Consider the following 17,107-nt stretch of genomic DNA (forward strand, 5'->3'; position numbering starts at 1 on the left):
TCATGGCCAAGCTGCACTTCTCCCTCGTCGCGCCCGAGCGCGAGCTCTACTCGGGTGACGTCGATCAGGTCGACGCCCCCGGGACCGAGGGCGACTTCGGTGTCCTGGCCGGCCACGCTCCGTTCATGACGGCCCTCAAGGAGGGCCGCGTGACGGTGCGTGACGGTTCGGCCGTGCGCGCGTTTGATATCCAGGGCGGCTTCGCCGACGTCACGCCCGATGGCCTGACGATCCTGGCAGAGCACGCGGTAGAAGCCGCCTAGGGCGGCATACCGCCCTATTACTGTCGTAAACCGTCGCTAGAGGGTTGCGATAGCGTCTCGCGCGGTGTGTCATGCCGCGCGTCAAGTTAAGGGGAAATGCCGTATGCGCCTTGTGCTCGCCAGCCTGATCACCGCCGCCACGTTCGGTGTCGCCGTCGCCCAGGATGCGACCACGCCGCCGCCGGTGGAAGCCGCACCGGCTCCGGCCGCCACGCCCGATCCGGCCATGCCGGCGCCCGCGCCGACCGATCCCATGGCCGCTCCGGCTGCGCCCGCCGCCGAGGCGCCTCCGGTCGCTCCCGCGCCGATCACCTATCCAGATCCGACCGATCCGACTTCGATCGCCATCATCAGCGCCCTGAACAGCATCTGCGTCCCGGGCGTTCAGGACGGCGGCGACCAGGCCGCCCTGGCCAAGGCCGCCGGCTTCAAGAAGAAGCGCGATCAGTGGATCCTGGCCCAGGCCAAGCCCTATCAGATCCTCGTCGAGCCGGCTGGTTCGAACAAGAACGTCTGCACCCTGGTCATCACCCACCCGACGGGCTTGGCCCAGACGCTGGTGACCGACCTGCACGGCTGGGCGTCCACCCGTGAGCCCGTCCTGCAGCTGTATCGCAATGACCAGATGACGGGTGCGGACTTCAAGCGCACCACCGTCTCCTGGGAACATGTGGGCGAAGGCACCGCCTCGACCGGTATGGTGTTCGTGCAGCTGAAGAAGCCGGACGGCTCTTCGGTTCTCAAGAACGCCGACCAGTCGAACCTGCTCTACAGCGTCCGCAAGTAAGCCTTTAAGGGCGTCAAGTCCTCGTGGCCTGACGCCCGCTATATTTCGAGGCCTTACGCCTCCCAGCGGGGACGACCCCGCCTGCCCATTCCCCCTCGTCCGGGACGACCTGGACCTGTTCAAGGTGGATCATGGCCTGGATCATTCTCTTCATCGCCGGACTGTTCGAAATCGGCTGGGCCGTCGGGCTCAAATACACCCACGGGTTCACGCGCCTGTGGCCCACTGTGTTCACCGCCGTGAGTCTGGTGCTCAGCATGGGCTTGCTGGGGTGGGCTGTGCGAACCCTGCCGCTGGGCACGGCCTATGCCGTGTGGACCGGCATCGGCGCGGTGGGCACCGTCATCATCGGCATCTGGCTGTTCAAGGAGCCGGCGACGGTGGCGCGCCTAGTCTGCGTAGGCCTGATCGTAGCCGGGATTCTGGGGCTCAAGCTATTTTCGCCGCCTAGCAGTTAGGCGGCGGCGCGCGCTTCCTGCGTCAGCCATTCCAAACAGGCGGCGGCGACATCGTCCCAGCCCGGTTCGGCGGGAAGCCAATGGCTCATCTGTGGAAAGGTGCGGAACGCTCCACCAAGCCGCGCCGCCGTCTGGCGTACGGTGGCGGGGGGGTGGATGACGTCCCTACCCCCGGCGATGGTCAGGGTCGGAACACCGATGGCGCTGACGCTGGTCGTCATCATCGGGTCGAGCCACCAGTTCAGGGTCTCGAACAGGGCGCGGCCACTTTCCGGGACCATGCGGGCGAAGATCTCGTCGGCTCTGACCCTGGTCAGGTTGTTCAGGCTGTAGTTCAGGGCCACGTCGTACTGAGGATCGACCGACTGCAGCCAGTAGGGGCCAAGCCCATAAAGTCCGAATGCGCTGACGGCCTCTTCCATCGAGGTGCCGGTGACGCCCCAGGGCGATGATGGGGCCAGCAGGATCAGGGCCGCGACGGGCCTGCGCCGCGTAGCGAGACGCGCAGCCGCCATCTGGGCGACGAGGCCGCCAAGAGAATGACCGATCAGGATCGCAGGTTCGGATTGGGCTTCGCAGACGTCCGCGATCGCGCGGGCGTAGTCGCTCATGGACTGACCCGCAGGATTTTCGTCGGGACCATGACCCGGCAGGTCGGGCGTCAGCATATCGAAGCCCACGGCCTCAAAGGGCCGCCGGAAATCGTCGAACACCCAGCCGCCGCAAAACGCCCCGTGGATCATCACCACGGGGCGCATGCGTTGCGAGGCCTTAGCGTTCGGCGCCAAGCGCCTACTTCTTGGCCGCTGGCTTCTTGGCGGGCGCCTTGGCCGCCGGTTTGGCGGTCTTCGCCGGAGCCTTCGCTGCGGCGGGCTTTGCAGCCGGCTTGGCGGCGGTCTTCACCGGAGCCTTCTTGGCGGCCGGCTTAGCGGCGACCTTGGGAGCAGGGGCTTTGGCGGCAGGCTTGGGCGTCGGCTTCTTGGCCGGAGCCTTGGCGACCGGTTTAGCCGCGGTCTTCGCAGCCGGCTTGGCGGCAGCCTTCACCGGGGCCTTCTTGGCGGCCGGCTTGGCGGCGGCTTTCGGCGCGGCCTTGGCCTTCGGCGCAGCGGCTTTCGCAGCGGGCTTTGCAGCCGGCTTCTTGGCGGCGGGCTTCTTGGGCGCAGCGGCCTTCGGCGTCGCCGGCTTGGCGGCGGCAGGCGCCGGCGTGGAAACCGGAACAGCCGGCTTAGGCGCAGGCGCTGGAGCAGGCGCCGCCGCGGCGGGCGCCGGGGCGGGTTTGGGCGCGGCTACCGGAGCGGCCGGCTTGGCGGGTTGGGCGGCGGGCTTGATGCCCAGCCAGGTGAGAATTTTATCGATCACTGTATCGGTTCCCTGTCATCGACGAAGCGGCCAAGTCGGCCCGTGGGTTGAGTTGCGGCCCTCGTGGTCGGCGGCCGGTCGAGCATCCGCTTCAGCGGTCGAATGTTGTGGATCATAAGAAATGGCCCCCGCCATCACGCCCCAGAACGAAGCCCCCAAAAGCTAGACCCCCGCGAAACGTCGGAAAGCGTCTATCACTTGTCCGTACACGTTTCGCTTGAAGGGTATGACCAATTCGACTGCTTCGTCGAGTGCGCCCCACCGCCAAGCGTCAAATTCGATATCCGCGTGAGATGAAAGATTGATTTCCGACTCGTCGCCGTCGAAGCGAAAAGCAAACCAGACCTGCTTTTGACCTTTCCAGCCGCGGGCGATCTGCTTGCTCAGCACCTCGGGCGGGAAGTCGTAGACAATCCAGTCCTCGGTGCGGCCGAGCAGCGTGACGGTTTCGACCCCGGTCTCCTCCAGCAGTTCACGGCGCGCGGCGATTTCCAGGTCCTCGCCCTCGTCGACGCCGCCCTGAGGAAACTGCCAGTTCCACGGGTCCGGCGTATTGGCGCGGCGGCCCAGCCAGACGCGACCGTCAGGATGGAAAAGCACGACCCCGACATTGGGCCGATAGGCGGACAGGTCGGGACTCATCGCTTGCTGACGACCGCCGAGGCGGGCGCAAGCTGGAAGCCGCGACCTGACAGACCTTCGGCCCAGCGGGAGACCTGATTGATGGTCACCGGATAGGCGAAGCCCGATCCGAGCGCTTGGCCCCGTTGCACCGCGCCGCCCTCTATGGCCTTGAGTTGGCGATCGATCGCTTCGGCCGAAAGCTGATCGTCGATGATGCGATCGGCCGAGGCGCGCAGGCCAAAGCCGCGTCCGCCCGCCTGACCGTCGTCGATAAAGGCCAGGCCGCGCTGCTTCATCACCGCCGTCAGGGTGGTGACCGCCGGGTCCGACTGCAGGAAGCGCGAGCCCAGGTAGTTGGTCAGGCCAAAATAGCCCGTGGCGCGGCTCATCAGCCATTCCAGCTTGCGAACCGTCTCTTCCGGCCGCGCGCCGGTCATCAGGGTGTAAGGGCCAGGATCGTTCTGCGGATAGTCGTTGGGCTCTAGCGGCGTCTCCAGCAGAACTTCATGGCCGTGCTGGCGCGCCAGATCGATCCAGCCCTGCAAGCCCTCGCCATAGGGCGCGAAGGACAAGGTGACTTCGGCGGGCAATTGTTCAATGGCGGCGCGGGTGGTCTGGGCGTTGAGGCCAAGGCCGCCGATCACCAGCGCCACCTTGGGCCGTCCGTCGGCGATGAACGGGCGGGCATAGGCCTCGGCCGGAGTGCGGCCGCCGGGGGCGACAACGGGAAGCTTGCCGCCGCCCGGACCCGGCGCCCACAGGCCGGCGATGGGCGCGGCGGGCAGGGGGCCGTGTGCGGCCAGGGGCGGCGGGGCGGACGCCTCTTCGACGGTGATCACCGCTTCGCCGGCGTCGGCCTGCAACGGCGCTTCGGAAAGCATGAAGACGTCGGGAATCAGGGCGGGTTCTTCGGCGGGTTCCTGGGCCAGGGCTTCCAGCCATCCTGGAGGCGCGCCCTTTGTGGCCCCGATGCTCTGGAGGCGAACCCGCACGGACGGCGCGCCGGCCGTCGAGTCGCCGACCGCCAGCACCAGCAGTCCCAGGAGTGCCGCAAAGACCACCGCGGCGCCGGCAGCGCCGACATAGGGATTGCCCTTGAGGCCCAGCAAAACGTCACGCGCGCTGACGGACCCCGCCCGTGAGGCGGAGGCCGTAGCGAAGGCGGGCTTTCTCGAAAACATGGCGGCGACGGTCCCGATGCGGCGTCAGGCTCGACAATTATGGTTAACGAACCCTAAGCGACCTCGCGAGCCACGGCCTCATTGACTTGAGTCAGATGCACGCCGGGCCTGAAAGGTGTAGAAGCCGGCTCCTTCCTGCATGGAGCCGCGCCTTGACCACCTCCGCCATCGAGCCCGTTTCGTTCCTGCGTTACGCCGACGATTTCGAAGGTTTCTCGCGCGACCTGGGCGCGTCTTTCCAGCGTTATGGCTTCGCGGTGATCTGCGACCACGATCTGGACCAGGGCCGGATCGACGGCGCCATCGGCGAGGCCAAGGCGTTCTTCGCTCAGCCCGAAGAGGTCAAGAAGGCCTATGTATCGGGAAAGGGCGGACAGCGCGGCTACATCCCCTTCGGCATCGAGACCGCCAAGGGCGCCACCCATCATGACCTGAAAGAATTCTGGCATATCGGCCGCGATCTGCCTGAAGGTCACCGCTTCTCCGACGTCATGCCGCCCAACGTCTGGCCGGCCGAGGTTCCAGGCTTCAAGCCGGAGCTGAGCTGGCTGTACGGGGCGCTGGATCACTTGGGCGTGCGCGTCCTGCAGGCGATCGCCAACTATCTGAAGCTGGATCGCCACACCTTTGACGAGCCTGTGCGCGAAGGGAATTCGATCCTGCGCCTGCTGCACTATCCGCCCGTGCCGGCCGACGCCGGCGGCGTGCGGGCAGGGGCCCACGAAGACATCAACGCCATCACACTGCTGCTGGGCGCCGAAGAGGCGGGGCTGGAAGTGCTGGACCGTGATGGCCGCTGGCTGCCGATCAACCCGCCCCCTGGGGCCGTGGTCTGCAACATCGGCGATATGCTGAGCCGGGCGACCAATGAGGTGCTGCCCTCGACCACGCACCGGGTGGTCAATCCGCCGCCGGAGCGTCGCGGATATTCGCGCTACTCGACGCCGTTCTTCCTGCACTTCGCGCCAGACTATCTGATCGAGACCCTGCCCGGCTGCGCGACAGCCGAGCGCCCGAACCGCTATCCCGAGCCGATCACCGCCGACGACTTCCTCAAGCAGCGGCTGCGCGAGATCAAGCTGCTCTGATCAGCGGGCGATCCGCAGGTTGTCGATCGAGCCCGCGATGGCGTTGAAGGCGGCGTTCATCTGCGCTGCGCCGGTCACGTCATAATACATGTCGGCGCTGGTGGCGCAGTTGCGCAGCAGGGTGCGGGTGTTGGTCGAGACCCCGACCCCGATGCTGTAGACCCGTATCCCCTGGGCCCTGATGTTGTTGCACAGCAGGGTCATGCGGTTGTTCATCGCTGTGACTCGCGTGCTGTCGCTGGCCGTGTATGAGCCGGCCGTCACTCCGGGCAGACGACCTTCCCAGATATAGCCGTACGCGCCCCGCGCGGAGCCGTTGTAGCCGTCGGTTATGCGGCTGTAGGTGTTGTCGCCGTCCGTCATCAACACGATGATCTTGGTGTTTCGTTCAGCGCCATAGGCGCGCGTGGGTTGCGGGCCTTGCACCGGGCCGTTGGGAGACACAAGGTTCCACCCCCACATCAACCCCATGGGGATGTTGGTCAGGCCGCTGGCGTTCAGATCGTCGATGGCGTCGTGGAGGTCGTCCCACTCATTGGTCAGAGGGGTGATGGGACGCATGCCGCAACCGGCGTTCGGGCCCTGGCCGCCCGATGGACTTCCGCCGTACTTGTTGGTCGCCGCCTGCCGCTGATACCAATCCGAACGGGATGAGCCGCTAAGTGTGTCGGTGCGGTAGTTGTTTTGAGCGCCGGTTAGGTTGGGCTCATCGAGAGCGAAGAACGGCGTGTAGAGGGTCGCAGGCTGGGCCGAGGTAGGCGCGGTGTCCAGCGCGTCGAGGTTTTGGCCCGCATCCCGGGCCTCAACGCAACCGCTCCAGTCGGTGCGCAGACTGGTGAATAGACTGCGGCGATTGACAGGATTGTTGTTGAAGGTCGGCGTGAACGACGGAGGAGAGCGGAACGGCGCCTGACTCACCGGCGCCGCGCCCGTCCAGTCCAGCCACGCCGCGCTCTCGTGGTCGGCGCCGACATTGACCATGGCGGCGAAGGGCACGATCCCGATCCTCACCGAGTCCGGCTCCAGGCTGCGCTCGGCCGCAGCGCTCAGGGTGGTGACGAAGTTGTTCGCCGCTACGCGCAGGGCGGCGATCTTTGTCTGGGTGGAGTTGAGCGTGTCGCCCATGGAGCCGGTCGTATCCAGCACCATGGCCACTTCCAGCCGATTGAGCGTGCGGACGACGTCGGCGGTGGCCCCGACGCGCATGTCGCCCTGTAGCCAGAGCTGGGAGACGATGGGCTCGACGTCCATGGCGGCGGAGGCGACCACCGTCGGGCCGTTCTGAACGAAGCTGGAGCTAACAAGACGGGCGTCCCGGAGGACCGCCAGTTCGGCTACGAGAGCCTGAGCGCCAGCGGCCTGGAGCGCCTCGGGCGTGGTCGATTGCGAGCGGGCGGCCGCCAGAGCCGCCGCGTCCAGAGCGTCCTGAAGCTGGCGCTTCTGGACGCTGGCGCGGTTCACGTCGAGAACGCCAAAGCACAGGATCGCGATCGGCAGGGCCAGGAACGCGAACTGGACCGCCACGGAGCCCTCACGCCTTTCGAGGAAGGCGCTGATCAGGCTCTTTCGTCGTGAAGGTCTGCGACCCATGCCGGCCCCGTCAGGATGTCGGATGCGATCCTGACGGGGCATGCTTAAGGGAAGGGACAACGGGCGTGGTCAACGCCCGTTAAGCGCGGCGGATCACCAGCCGCACTTCTCGCCCTTGTTCTGCTTGGTCAGCCAGATGTTCAGCGGGGCGAAATAGTCCGCCACCGCGCTGGCGTCGGTCTGCTTCTCGCCTGTGAAGGCGGCCATCGCGTCGGGCCACGGCTTGGAAGCGCCCATCTCCATCATGGCGTTGAACTTGGCCCCGACCTCCTTGTTCCCGTAGATCGAGCAGCGGTGCAGAGGGCCCTTCCAGCCGGCCTGCTTGCAGGCGGCGCGGTGGAACTGGAACTGGTAGACGCGGGCCAGGTAGTAGCGCGTGTAAGGCGTGTTGCCGGGGATGTGGTACTTGGCCGCCGCGTCGAAGGCGTCGGCCGGGCGCTCGCCCGGAGGCACGATGCCCTGGTACTGGGTGCGCAGTTTCCACCAGCCGGCGTTGTACTGCTCGGGCGTGATCTGGCCGGAGAACACCTGCCAGCGCCACTTGTCGACGATCAGGCTGAACGGGAAGAAGGCGATCTTGTCGAGCGCGGTCTTCAGCAGGTACGGGATGTCACCCTCGTCGCCGGGTACGGTTTCCAGCAGGCCGATCTGCTTGAGATAGGTGGGCGTGGTGGCCGACAGGGCGGCGAAGTCGCCGATCGCCTCGTGGAAACCGTCATTGGCCGCGCCCCTGAACAGGTAGGGCTGCTCCGAGTAGGCGCGTTGATAATAGTTGTGGCCCAGCTCGTGGTGGATGGTGACGAAGTCGACGCCGTTCACCTTGGTGCACATCTTGATGCGGATGTCGTCCTTGTCGTCCAGGTTCCAGGCCGACGCGTGGCAGACCACTTCGCGGTCCTGCGGGCGGACGATCATCGACCGCTTCCAGAAGGTCTCCGGCAACGGCGCGAGCCCGATGGACGAGTAAAAGCCCTCGCCGGCCTTCACCATCTTCACCGGGTCATAGCCCTTGGCCACGAGCAGTTCGTCGAGGTTGTAGCTGGACGCGGCGTTGGCGGTCTTGGGCGCGACCACATCGTAGATGTTGCCCCACTCCTGGGCCCACATGTTGCCCAGCAGGTCGGCGCGGATCGGTCCGGTGCGCGACTGGACGGCGTCGCCATATTTCTCGTTCAGGCGGGCGCGCACGTAGCAGTGCAGGTTCTTGTAGAACGGCTCCAGCTGCTTCCAGACGCGGTCAGTCTCGGCTGCGAAGGCGTCGGGATCCATGTCATAGCCAGCGCGCCACAGCACCCCGGTGTCCTTGTAGCCCAAGCCCTTGGAGCCCTCGTTGGCCAGCTCGACCAGCTTGACGTAATCGTCGTGCATTGCGGGGGCGACGGAGTGCCAGCCCTCCCATGCGGCCTTCAGGTCCGCTGGGTCGCGGCTCTCGGACAGCACATCCTCGGCGTCGTTGAGGGTGATGGTCTTGCCCTTGTAGTCGAACTTGCCGGTGGAGAAGGCGCTGTCCAGACGCGAGGCGATGGTGGCCAGTTCCTCGGCGCCGCCTGGACGTTGGGGGGCGGGCAGGACGAGGCTGCGCTTGAGGATGTCGAGCTTGCGGCGGGTGACCGGGTCGGCGGGAGATTTGTCGTACCTGGAGGCTTCCATAGCCAGGCGGGTGGCGAGCTCGGTGATTTCCGCCGTAGCCTTGGCTTCAAGCCACTGGGTGTCCTCGGTGATGTAGGTGGCGCGCACCCACGAGGAGCGCGCGACATATTCCGAAAGCTTGGAGAGGTCGGCCTCGGCCTTGTCGGCGAAAGCCTTGGCCTCGGCGGCGCTCGGCGCAGCCTGAGCGAGGGCCGCAAGCGGGGCGGACGCCAGGGCGACGGCTGCGCATGCGGCCAGGAGTTTAAGTTTCATGGAAGCGACCTCGTCTCTGGAGCGGCGACCTCTGCGGGCCGCTAAAGCCCGGCATGGGAAAGCCCTTACCAGCCCGCGTCAAGCCACTGTCGGGAACGCCACCTGATGCCGCAGCCACACCTCGAATGCCTGGCTGAAACGGGGGCCGGGCGCGCAGTCGAGATCGACCCCCATCGCCTCGCTCCAGATCCGCCAATGAACGCCGCTGCCATCGCGCTCGGCCACGCCGTCGTGCAGCAGAACCAGACCCCGCAAATCCTCCAGCCGCTTCAGCCGGGTCGCCAGGGCCGGACTACAGACCGGAAAGACCGCGTCGTCCATCAGGGGCGAGACATCCAGTCCCATATAGTCGCCCAGCCCGAACCGCACCGACAGGTCGATGTTCTCGGCGCGCAGGTCCGACAGCCGGTCCTCCGCTGTCACATGCACCTCGATGTCGGGGTGGCGGGCGTTGAAATCGGCCAGACGCGGCGCCAGCCAGCGGGAGGCGAAGGACGCCGAGACCCCGAGCCGCAGGATGCGGCCTTCGCCCGTGTCGGCCGAGACCGCCTCCAGTCCCTGATCGATGCGGGAGAAACCCTCGCGGACCGATCTGGCCAGGATTTCACCCTCGGGCGTCAGGGCAAGGGCGCGGGTCAGGCGATCGAACAGCCGAACGCCGAGTGATTGCTCCAGCGCCTTGATACGCTGGCTGATCGCGCCCTGGGTGATGGCCAGTTCGGCGGCGGCGCGGGTGAAGCTGAGGTGGCGCGCGGCGGCGTCGAAGGCGTGCAGTTGCTGCAGGGGCGGGCGGCGGGCCATGCGATACATTACTCCAACTAATGCATGGGCGAAGCCTTTTGGTTTGTCGCGGCCGTAGAGCTGCGGCATCGACTGGACGCAAGTCAGGGGAGAAGCCGATGAGCGACGTCAGCGTGCATGTGGTCCAGGCCTTTGTCGAAGCGGACGGTCAGGGCGGAAATCCGGCCGGCGTGGTGATCGACATGGACCGCGCTCTGTCGCCCGAGCAGCGGCTGGCCGTGGCGGGCATGGCTGGCTTCTCCGAGACGGCGTTCATCTCGCGGTCGGAGGTCAGCGCCTTCCGCCTCGAGTTCTTCACGCCGACCCGCCAGATCGCCCACTGCGGCCACGCCACCGTCGCGTCCTTTGGCTTGCTGGCCCAGCAAGGCCTGGCCGCGGGCGAAAGCTCCAAGGAGACCATCGACGGTCCGCGCCGCATCCTGGTCGATGATGGACGGGCCTATATGCAGCAGCTGCGCCCCACCTACCGACAGGCGGGCGAGGCTGATTTCACCGATGTGAAAGTCTTGGCCTCGATCAGCCTGACCGAGGCCGATGTGGACGGACGGGGCGCGATCCTGGCGCACAATGGCAACGGGACCCTGCTGCTAGGCGTGAAGGACCGCGAGGTGCTGCGTCGTCTTCGCCCGGACCAAGCTGCGATCAGCGAGATTACCGAGCGGGTCGAGGCGGTGTGCCTTTATGTGTTCGCCCTGGATGCGATGAAGGAAGGCCGCGCCGCCACCTGCCGCATGTTCGCGCCCGCCTACGGCATCGATGAGGAGGCGGCCACGGGGATGGCGGCCGGCGCCCTGGGGGCCTGGATGCAGGATGGACTGGGCGTCGATCGCTCGCCGCTGCTCATCGAGCAGGGCTGGTTCATGGATGCGCCCTCGCCCAGCCTGATCGAGGTGCGCCTGTCGCCCGACGAAGTCCTCGTCGGCGGTCGCGCGGCGGTCCGCGAGACCCTTACCGTTCAGATCTAGCTGACGCAGGCCGCCAGGCCGTCGCGGCGGACCGTGCCGGCGGCGGCGGTGATCTTGCGCGAGCGGCGCTTCACATAGGGGCCAGGCTTGGCCGCTTTCCACTTCAGGGGGCTGGGCAGGATAGCGGCCATGCGCGCGGCCTGGGCGGTGGACAGGTCGGCGGCGCTGACCCGGAAATAGCGCTGGGCGGCGGCCTCGGCCCCATAGATGCCCGGGCCCATCTCGATGGAGTTCAGATAGACCTCCATGATCCGCTTCTTGCCCCAGACCGTCTCGATCAGGACGGTGAAGTAGGCCTCCAGCCCCTTGCGGACATAGGAGCGCTGCGGCCACAGGAAGACGTTCTTGGCGGTCTGCTGGCTGATGGTCGAGCCGCCGCGGATTTTGCCAGGGCGACGCTCGTTGTTCTTCATCGCCTTCTGCATGGCGGTGAAGTCAAAGCCATTGTGCTGGCAGAACTTGGCGTCCTCGGCGGCGATCACCGCGCGGGGCAGGGCGGGGGACATGTCGTCCAGGGCGATCCACTTGCGGTCCAGACCTTTGCCCTCGAACATCCGCTGAACCATCAGGAACGTCAGGGGCGGCGGCACGAAGCGGTAGACGATCACCGTCAGCACAGGCCCGACCACGCCCACCAATAGCAGGACCATGAACGCCATGCCCACCAAGCGGCCCAGACGGGTCTTCGGCTTCGTGGCCTTGCTCGGCCTGCGGGCAGCCGGCTTCTTGGATTTCGCCATAGTTTCGATACGCCCCTTGCCTTGACGCGGCGGAGCGATGCTAGCGAGGGGGACCTGATTTGTCCTTAACGGGAACGACAATGACCGTCACCGAAGCCGTCCAGCGCCGCATTTCGGTCCGCGCCTTCACCGCCGAGCCGGTGTCCGGCGCCGTGGTGCGCGAAATTTTGCAGGCCGCGGCTAAGGCTCCTTCGGGAGGCAACCTGCAGCCCTGGCGGGTTCACGCCCTGACGGGTGAGCCGCTGGCGCAGTTCAAGGCGATCATCGCGGGCAAGCTCGGCGCGCCGGACGGAGCCGAGTACAACGTCTATCCTCCCAACCTGTGGGAGCCGTTCCGCACTCGACGCTTCCAGTGCGGCGAGGACCTGTACGGGACGCTTGGCATCGCGCGGGAGGACAAGATCGGGCGCATGCGCCAGTTCGGCGGCAACGCGGACTTCTTCGGTGCGCCGGTCGGTTTGTTCTTCTCGCTGGACCGAAAGCTTGGCCCGCCGCAATGGGCGGACCTGGGCATGTACATGCAGACGGTGATGCTGCTGGCCCAGGAGCGGGGGCTTGGAACCTGCGCACAGGAGTTCTGGTCCATCTACGCGGCGACCGTGGCGCAATTTCTGGACCTGCCGGAGGATCATATGTTGTTTTCAGGCATGGCCCTGGGCTGGCCGGACGAAAGCCATCCGGTGAACACACTGCGCACTCGCCGCGACCCGTTCGAAACCTGGGCCCAGATGCGCGGCTTCGAAGGCTGAAGGGCGCTACCGTAGAACTACGAGTGGTGTTTCTACGATATTCTACCGTGGCGGGCGGCGGCGCTAAGTGCCGCCATGATCGATCCCTTGCTCCGCCCCGCTCGTCTGTTCTTCCGCGCCGCGCTGATCGTCGGCCTGATCGCGGCGACCGCCGGCATCCTCGGCCTGGCCGTGGTTGGCGGCGACCTCATGGGCGACATGGTCGGCGTCGCCTTCGCGGGCATCGGCGCCCTGATGGTGTTCAACGCCCTGAACGCCCTCTACCAGCTGTTCTGGTGGGGCCGAGCCGACGGCGAAGACTACTAGAGTTCCGGAACGTCGAGTACGCCCGCCGAGCCGGCCTCGTCGCCGAACGCCAAGCGGGCGCCGTCCTGTGACATCGACAACGCGCTAATCGCCGCGCCTTTCTCGGCTTTCAGGGTTTCAAGCCGGCCGGAACGCAGGTTGGCCGCCCAGACACGGCCGTCGCTCATGCCGGCGGCCACGACCTGTCCGTTCAATGATGCGGCGACCCGGGTCGAGAGGCTGTCGCGGTTGAAGCCGATCTCGGCCGCTTCCTTGCCCATCGGACCGTTGGCCCCCGCGAACGGCCAGATCACCGCGCCATTGGCGCCGGCCGTGGCCAGGACCTTGCCGCCGTCGAAGAAGGCCAGGCTGCGGGGCTTGGCTGGATAGCCGCCCATGCGCATGTCCTTGGCGTCGGACAGCCGCCAGCCGTGCAGCTGGTTTTCCTGCATGGCCGAGATCAGGAACTTGCCGTCCGGGCTCCAGACCACGGCGATGTGGCTGCCCGCCCACTTTAGGATTTGCGGCTTCTGGTTCTCGATCCGCGCCCACCACAGGTGCGCCCCGCCGTAGGAGGCGGTGGCGATGCGTCGGCCCTTGGGGTCGAAGGCGATGTCGGAGATCGACTTGTCGTGAGTGTAGATGCGGTTGAATTCGGCGTCGGCCGTGTCGAGCACATGCAGGGCCTTGCCGGCCCCGAAAGCGATCAGGCCCGTGGCTGGGCTGGCGGCGAGCGCCTCGATCCAGCGGCTCTTCACCTGGGCCAAGCGGGTTACGACCACCTCGCCGTTCTCGATTCGCGACCAGACGACCGCGCCGTCGTCACCGCCGGTCAGGACGCCGACGCCAGAGGGGTGAACGCAGGCCGACAGCACCGCGCCGTCGTGGGCCTCGACCGTGACGAAGCCATCCTGGGTTTGCAGGCGGACGGTCCCGTCCCCCAGGGCGAAGGCGGCCTGGCCATGGGAATCAAACAGGGCGGCGGTGGTGAAGGCGTCGAAGTCAAAAATCATGGACCGCGATTAGCCCGGCCGCTGTCCCGACGCTAGGGTCTGGGGTCATTGGGCCGCGTACCGATGTGCGGCGAAACGCGCGTTCGGCGCGCGGAAAACGGGAGTCTGCACAGAGTCTGCGTTTCCGCTCCAACTTGCACTTTACTTCCAAAAATATCCGCGCCAGAAGTCTTCCCCGACGACAAGGACCCGCATAGGCGGGGCCGATTGGGAGATTTTTGTCGATGGCTGCAAAGCTTGCCGGCGGTGGCAAAGGTAAATACGATCTCGGTCAGAACAACGAGATCAACGTCACGCCCTTCGTGGACATCCTGCTCGTTCTGCTGATCATCTTCATGGTCGCCGTGCCGATGGCCACCGTGGCCATCAAGGTCGATCTTCCGCCGGCCACGCCGCCGAGCCCGGAAGACAAGCCGAAAGAGCCGATCTTCATCTCTATCCAGAAGTCGGGTGCCCTGTTCCTGGCCGAACAGCAAACCAGCCTGGAAGGCCTGCCGTCCGATCTGGCCGGCAAGATCGCCATCCAGTCGCCGGGCGCCGTTCCGCAGGAAGAGCGCATCATGATCCGCGCCGACGCCGACGTCCTGTACCAGGACTTCATGGCGGTGCTGAACGAACTGCAAGGCAACGGCTACTACAAGGTCGGCCTGATCAACGAAGACATCTCGTAAGTCTCCAGGCTTCGAGACGGAAAAGGCCGGGCGCGCGAGCGTCCGGCCTTTTTCTTTGATCGATCGCCCTAAGAGGCGCGGCCTAAGCCGCGCCTTCCACCTAGGCCGCGCAGGCCTCGAAGCCGGTCTTCAACGCCGCCTCGTCCAGGTTGCGGCCGATGAACACCATCCGGCTGTAGCGCCGCTCGCCCTCGCGCCATTCGCGCTGCAGGTCGCCTTCCAGAATCATATGCACCGCCTGGAACACCAGGCGCTTGTCCTCGCCCTGCACGTCCAGAATCCCCTTGGCCCGCAGGATGTCAGGGCCCTGAGCCGCCAGCAGGTTGTTGAGCCAGGTGGTGACCTTGGTCCCGTCCACGGGCGTCTCCAGGGTCAGAGACACGCCCCGGATACCGGCGGCGGCCACGTGGTCCTCGTGGTCGTGGTGATGATGATCGTGCCCGTGATCATGATGGTCGTGATCATGGTCATGGTCGCAGTGCTCGTCGTGAACGTGGCCGTGCTCGCCATGGCCGGGGTTCAGGAACTGGGGCTCCAACTCGGTGATCCGGTCCAGGTCGAAGGAGCCGCGGCCCAAGATGGCGTCCAGCGGCACGTTCGAGCGCTGGGCGTGATGGATCGGGGCCAACGGGTTGATGCGGCGCACTTGAGCCTCGACGTGGCGAAGCTCCTCGGCGGTGACGAGGTCGGTCTTGTTCAGAACGATCTGGTCGGCGAAGGCGATCTGTTCGACCGCTTCCTTGCTGTCGGCCAGGCGCTGCAGGATGTGCTTAGCGTCCACCACGGTGGTGACGCTGTCCAGCTTGGTGCGAGCCTTGACCTCATCGTCCACGAAGAAGGTCTGGGCGACCGGGCCGGGATCGGCCAGGCCGGTGGTCTCCACAACGATGGCGTCGAACTTGCCCTTGCGCTTCATCAGGCCGGACAGCACGCGGATCAGGTCGCCGCGCACCGTGCAGCAGACGCAGCCGTTGTTCATCTCGAAGACTTCCTCGTCGGTGTCGACGACGAGGTCGTTGTCGATGCCGACCTCTCCGAACTCGTTGACGATCACGGCGTACTTCTTGCCGTGGTCCTCGGTGAGGATGCGGTTCAGCAGGGTGGTCTTGCCGGCGCCGAGGTAGCCGGTCAGGACGGTGACGGGAGTCTGTTCGATGCTCATGGCGCCTATCTAGTGCGCCGCAGGCGGTTTCGAAACCGCCTTAGACCTCGATCAGCGCCACGATCCCGGCCATGACCAATAGGGTCGCGCCCATTATGGTGGTCTCGTGGCGCTGCAGCGCGTCGAGTTTCAGGCGTTGAACGCCGGCGAGGCTGAGGCTGGTGAACAGCAGCATGCCCGCCGCGGTGGCCGCCATCAGCACGCCGGTCAGGGCGGCGAACCCGCCCCAGCCGTGCGGGGTGCTGGCCAGGAAGATGGGCAGGAAGGCCTCGCACGGCGACAGGGCGAGCAAGGTCACCAGGCTCAGCACCGCCGCCCGATCCGAACCATAGGACCTGGTCATATCGTGGACGTGGGCGCGCTTGCGGCCGCGCCACAGGTAATAGAGTCCCAGGGCCGCCATGCCGCCGGCCACCAGCAGACCGAAGATGCTGCCCAGCCGCTCCTCCACCGCCAGACCGGCGGTGACCAGCATGGCGCCCAGCAGAGTCGTGACGGCCACGTGTCCCACCGCCGCCAGCAGGGCGACGGCCAGGGTGCGCCCGGCGGACCAGCCCTGTCCCCGACCGACCAGCACGAACGGCAGCCAGTGAGTCGGCAGGGCCGCATGCAGGAAGGCCACGGCGAAGCCAGTCGCGGCGATGGAGGCGAAGAGGGTCGATGTCACGGCCCCTCTGTACAGATGTTACACTGTACTCGCCAGACAGCCGCCGCCGGATGCTGGCGCGGCGGGCGAAGCAGTCTATAGACACGCGATCCGGGCGGGTTTTCAGCCTCAGCCGCGTTGACTCCCGGGTCTTGCGCTGTATAAGAGCGCTCCCTCGCCCGCAGGCTTCCTCGCGGGCGCAATCCATTTTGAGAAGAAGTCTTCGGACTTCATAAGCTTAAGGCGCGACCGATGTACGCGGTGATCAAGACCGGCGGTAAGCAGTACCGGGTTCAGGCGGGCGATCTGCTCGTGGTTGAAAAGCTCGAAGGCGAGCCGGGCGCGGAAATCGCGTTCGACCAGGTCCTGATGCTGGGCGACGGCGACGCCGTCACGGTGGGCGCGCCGCTCGTTTCGGGCGCAGCTGTGAATGCGACCCTGATCGAAACCCGCCGCGGCGAGAAGCTGAAGATCTTCAAGAAGATCCGCCGCCAGGGTTATCGCCGCACGCAAGGTCACCGCCAGACCGAGACGGTCCTGCGCGTCACCTCGGTGGCCAACGGTTCGAAGTCGGACAAGTGGGATGGCACGGTCGACCTGACCAGCAAGCGCCTCCTGGACGCCCGCGCTCGCGGCCTCGGCGACGCCGCCGTGACCACGGCTCCGGTCGAAGCCAAGCCGGCCGCTCCGGTGAAGGCCAAGGCCGCCGCGCCGAAGAAGGCTTCTGCTCCGAAGGCCGCCAAGGCCGAGGGTGAAGCCGCCCCCGCCAAGAAAGCCGCGCCGAAGAAGGCCGCCCCCAAGAAGGACGCCGGCGAGGCCTAAG

Annotated in this window: 20 protein-coding genes; 9 read left to right on the top strand and 11 right to left on the bottom strand. The window is 66.4% G+C overall.

Translation table 11 applies throughout. The features are described 5' to 3' along the window. The first annotated feature begins 2 nt into the window (after nt 1-2). The 3 genes from O5K31_RS00980 to sugE all read left to right on the top strand — a co-directional run bounded on the left by O5K31_RS00980 (nt 3) and on the right by sugE (nt 1,508). Complete coding sequence (locus tag O5K31_RS00980; protein WP_269715270.1) at nt 3-263, top strand: ATP synthase F1 subunit epsilon; 261 nt, start codon at nt 3-5, stop codon at nt 261-263. Nucleotides 264-366: 103 nt separating this feature from the next. Then, on the top strand, nt 367-1,050 hold the full coding sequence (locus O5K31_RS00985) for a hypothetical protein (protein WP_269715271.1): 684 nt from the start codon (nt 367-369) through the stop codon (nt 1,048-1,050). A 131-nt stretch (nt 1,051-1,181) separates the two neighbouring features. Beyond that, nucleotides 1,182-1,508 (top strand): quaternary ammonium compound efflux SMR transporter SugE, encoded by a 327-nt coding sequence (gene sugE, locus O5K31_RS00990; protein ID WP_269715272.1) that lies wholly within the window; start codon nt 1,182-1,184, stop codon nt 1,506-1,508. Here the strand turns inward: sugE and O5K31_RS00995 are convergent. From O5K31_RS00995 to O5K31_RS01010, 4 genes are all read right to left on the bottom strand, one after another. Next, nucleotides 1,505-2,266 (bottom strand): alpha/beta fold hydrolase, encoded by a 762-nt coding sequence (locus tag O5K31_RS00995; protein ID WP_269717123.1) that lies wholly within the window; start codon nt 2,264-2,266, stop codon nt 1,505-1,507. The genes sugE and O5K31_RS00995 overlap by 4 nt on opposite strands. A 34-nt stretch (nt 2,267-2,300) precedes the next feature. Beyond that, nucleotides 2,301-2,867 carry a hypothetical protein gene (locus O5K31_RS01000; protein WP_269715273.1) on the bottom strand — a complete coding sequence of 189 codons (567 nt, stop codon included), beginning with the start codon at nt 2,865-2,867 and terminating at the stop codon, nt 2,301-2,303. A gap of 162 nt (nt 2,868-3,029) precedes the next feature. Next, nucleotides 3,030-3,509, bottom strand: a complete 480-nt coding sequence (locus tag O5K31_RS01005) for an RNA pyrophosphohydrolase (RefSeq protein ID WP_269715274.1) — start codon at nt 3,507-3,509, stop codon at nt 3,030-3,032. Next, a complete protein-coding gene (locus tag O5K31_RS01010; RefSeq protein ID WP_269715275.1) occupies nt 3,506-4,672 on the bottom strand; it encodes a divergent polysaccharide deacetylase family protein in 1,167 nt (388 codons plus the stop codon). The genes O5K31_RS01005 and O5K31_RS01010 overlap by 4 nt, the downstream gene beginning before the upstream one ends. A gap of 152 nt (nt 4,673-4,824) precedes the next feature. Between O5K31_RS01010 and O5K31_RS01015 the strand changes: the two genes are divergently transcribed. After that, entirely contained in the window at nt 4,825-5,760 is a 936-nt protein-coding gene (locus O5K31_RS01015) for an isopenicillin N synthase family dioxygenase (protein WP_269715276.1), read from the top strand. Here O5K31_RS01015 and O5K31_RS01020 read toward each other — a convergent pair whose 3' ends face one another. The 3 genes from O5K31_RS01020 to O5K31_RS01030 form a co-directional block, all read right to left on the bottom strand. Beyond that, the gene (locus tag O5K31_RS01020; protein ID WP_269715277.1) at nt 5,761-7,284 is read right to left on the bottom strand and encodes a pilus assembly protein TadG-related protein; all 1,524 of its coding nucleotides are present in this window, start codon (nt 7,282-7,284) and stop codon (nt 5,761-5,763) included. It abuts the gene before it with no gap. 159 nt (nt 7,285-7,443) lie between these two features. After that, nucleotides 7,444-9,252, bottom strand: a complete 1,809-nt coding sequence (locus O5K31_RS01025) for a M2 family metallopeptidase (RefSeq protein ID WP_269715278.1) — start codon at nt 9,250-9,252, stop codon at nt 7,444-7,446. 78 nt (nt 9,253-9,330) lie between these two features. After that, on the bottom strand, nt 9,331-10,053 hold the full coding sequence (locus O5K31_RS01030) for a LysR family transcriptional regulator (RefSeq protein WP_269715279.1): 723 nt from the start codon (nt 10,051-10,053) through the stop codon (nt 9,331-9,333). 98 nt (nt 10,054-10,151) lie between these two features. On the opposite strand from O5K31_RS01030, the gene O5K31_RS01035 reads away from it, so the two are divergent. Beyond that, a complete protein-coding gene (locus tag O5K31_RS01035) occupies nt 10,152-11,018 on the top strand; it encodes a PhzF family phenazine biosynthesis protein (RefSeq protein WP_269715280.1) in 867 nt (288 codons plus the stop codon). Here O5K31_RS01035 and mtgA read toward each other — a convergent pair. Further along, nucleotides 11,015-11,677, bottom strand: a complete 663-nt coding sequence (mtgA, locus tag O5K31_RS01040) for a monofunctional biosynthetic peptidoglycan transglycosylase (RefSeq protein ID WP_269717124.1) — start codon at nt 11,675-11,677, stop codon at nt 11,015-11,017. The two genes, O5K31_RS01035 and mtgA, sit on opposite strands and share 4 nt — an antisense overlap. 161 nt (nt 11,678-11,838) lie before the next feature. On the opposite strand from mtgA, the gene O5K31_RS01045 reads away from it, so the two are divergent. Beyond that, nucleotides 11,839-12,507, top strand: coding sequence for a nitroreductase (locus tag O5K31_RS01045; RefSeq protein ID WP_269715281.1), 669 nt, complete (start codon nt 11,839-11,841; stop codon nt 12,505-12,507). A 75-nt stretch (nt 12,508-12,582) separates the two neighbouring features. Beyond that, nucleotides 12,583-12,813, top strand: a complete 231-nt coding sequence (locus O5K31_RS01050; RefSeq protein ID WP_269715282.1) for a hypothetical protein — start codon at nt 12,583-12,585, stop codon at nt 12,811-12,813. Here O5K31_RS01050 and O5K31_RS01055 read toward each other — a convergent pair. Further along, nucleotides 12,810-13,805: a WD40 repeat domain-containing protein gene (locus O5K31_RS01055; protein ID WP_269715283.1), complete on the bottom strand. Its 996-nt coding sequence runs from the start codon at nt 13,803-13,805 to the stop codon at nt 12,810-12,812. The two genes, O5K31_RS01050 and O5K31_RS01055, sit on opposite strands and share 4 nt — an antisense overlap. 224 nt (nt 13,806-14,029) lie before the next feature. Between O5K31_RS01055 and O5K31_RS01060 the strand changes: the two genes are divergently transcribed. Beyond that, complete coding sequence (locus O5K31_RS01060) at nt 14,030-14,476, top strand: biopolymer transporter ExbD (protein WP_269715284.1); 447 nt, start codon at nt 14,030-14,032, stop codon at nt 14,474-14,476. Between the two features lie 100 nt (nt 14,477-14,576). Here O5K31_RS01060 and O5K31_RS01065 read toward each other — a convergent pair whose 3' ends face one another. Beyond that, a complete protein-coding gene (locus O5K31_RS01065) occupies nt 14,577-15,638 on the bottom strand; it encodes a CobW family GTP-binding protein (RefSeq protein ID WP_269715285.1) in 1,062 nt (353 codons plus the stop codon). Between the two features lie 40 nt (nt 15,639-15,678). Further along, nucleotides 15,679-16,305: a hypothetical protein gene (locus tag O5K31_RS01070; protein WP_269715286.1), complete on the bottom strand. Its 627-nt coding sequence runs from the start codon at nt 16,303-16,305 to the stop codon at nt 15,679-15,681. 231 nt (nt 16,306-16,536) lie between these two features. Here O5K31_RS01070 and rplU point away from each other — a divergent pair, with 231 nt between their 5' ends. Further along, nucleotides 16,537-17,106: a 50S ribosomal protein L21 gene (rplU, locus tag O5K31_RS01075; protein ID WP_269715287.1), complete on the top strand. Its 570-nt coding sequence runs from the start codon at nt 16,537-16,539 to the stop codon at nt 17,104-17,106. The last annotated feature ends 1 nt before the right edge of the window (nt 17,107 follow it).

The organism is Caulobacter sp. NIBR2454 (genome assembly GCF_027474405.1).
Taxonomy (GTDB): domain Bacteria; phylum Pseudomonadota; class Alphaproteobacteria; order Caulobacterales; family Caulobacteraceae; genus Caulobacter.

Excerpts from the sequence above, each read along its gene's own strand:
- rplU (WP_269715287.1), top strand. The coding sequence starts at position 16,537 with ATGTACGCGGTGATCAAGACCGGCGGTAAGCAGTACCGGGTTCAGGCG.
- O5K31_RS00980 (WP_269715270.1), top strand. The coding sequence starts at position 3 with ATGGCCAAGCTGCACTTCTCCCTCGTCGCGCCCGAGCGCGAGCTCTAC.
- O5K31_RS00985 (WP_269715271.1), top strand. The coding sequence starts at position 367 with ATGCGCCTTGTGCTCGCCAGCCTGATCACCGCCGCCACGTTCGGTGTC.
- O5K31_RS01035 (WP_269715280.1), top strand. The coding sequence starts at position 10,152 with ATGAGCGACGTCAGCGTGCATGTGGTCCAGGCCTTTGTCGAAGCGGAC.
- O5K31_RS01010 (WP_269715275.1), bottom strand. The coding sequence starts at position 4,672 with ATGTTTTCGAGAAAGCCCGCCTTCGCTACGGCCTCCGCCTCACGGGCG.
- O5K31_RS01030 (WP_269715279.1), bottom strand. The coding sequence starts at position 10,053 with ATGGCCCGCCGCCCGCCCCTGCAGCAACTGCACGCCTTCGACGCCGCC.
- O5K31_RS01060 (WP_269715284.1), top strand. The coding sequence starts at position 14,030 with ATGGCTGCAAAGCTTGCCGGCGGTGGCAAAGGTAAATACGATCTCGGT.
- O5K31_RS01025 (WP_269715278.1), bottom strand. The coding sequence starts at position 9,252 with ATGAAACTTAAACTCCTGGCCGCATGCGCAGCCGTCGCCCTGGCGTCC.
- O5K31_RS01050 (WP_269715282.1), top strand. The coding sequence starts at position 12,583 with ATGATCGATCCCTTGCTCCGCCCCGCTCGTCTGTTCTTCCGCGCCGCG.
- O5K31_RS01055 (WP_269715283.1), bottom strand. The coding sequence starts at position 13,805 with ATGATTTTTGACTTCGACGCCTTCACCACCGCCGCCCTGTTTGATTCC.
- sugE (WP_269715272.1), top strand. The coding sequence starts at position 1,182 with ATGGCCTGGATCATTCTCTTCATCGCCGGACTGTTCGAAATCGGCTGG.
- mtgA (WP_269717124.1), bottom strand. The coding sequence starts at position 11,677 with ATGGCGTTCATGGTCCTGCTATTGGTGGGCGTGGTCGGGCCTGTGCTG.
- O5K31_RS00995 (WP_269717123.1), bottom strand. The coding sequence starts at position 2,266 with ATGCGCCCCGTGGTGATGATCCACGGGGCGTTTTGCGGCGGCTGGGTG.
- O5K31_RS01045 (WP_269715281.1), top strand. The coding sequence starts at position 11,839 with ATGACCGTCACCGAAGCCGTCCAGCGCCGCATTTCGGTCCGCGCCTTC.
- O5K31_RS01005 (WP_269715274.1), bottom strand. The coding sequence starts at position 3,509 with ATGAGTCCCGACCTGTCCGCCTATCGGCCCAATGTCGGGGTCGTGCTT.
- O5K31_RS01065 (WP_269715285.1), bottom strand. The coding sequence starts at position 15,638 with ATGAGCATCGAACAGACTCCCGTCACCGTCCTGACCGGCTACCTCGGC.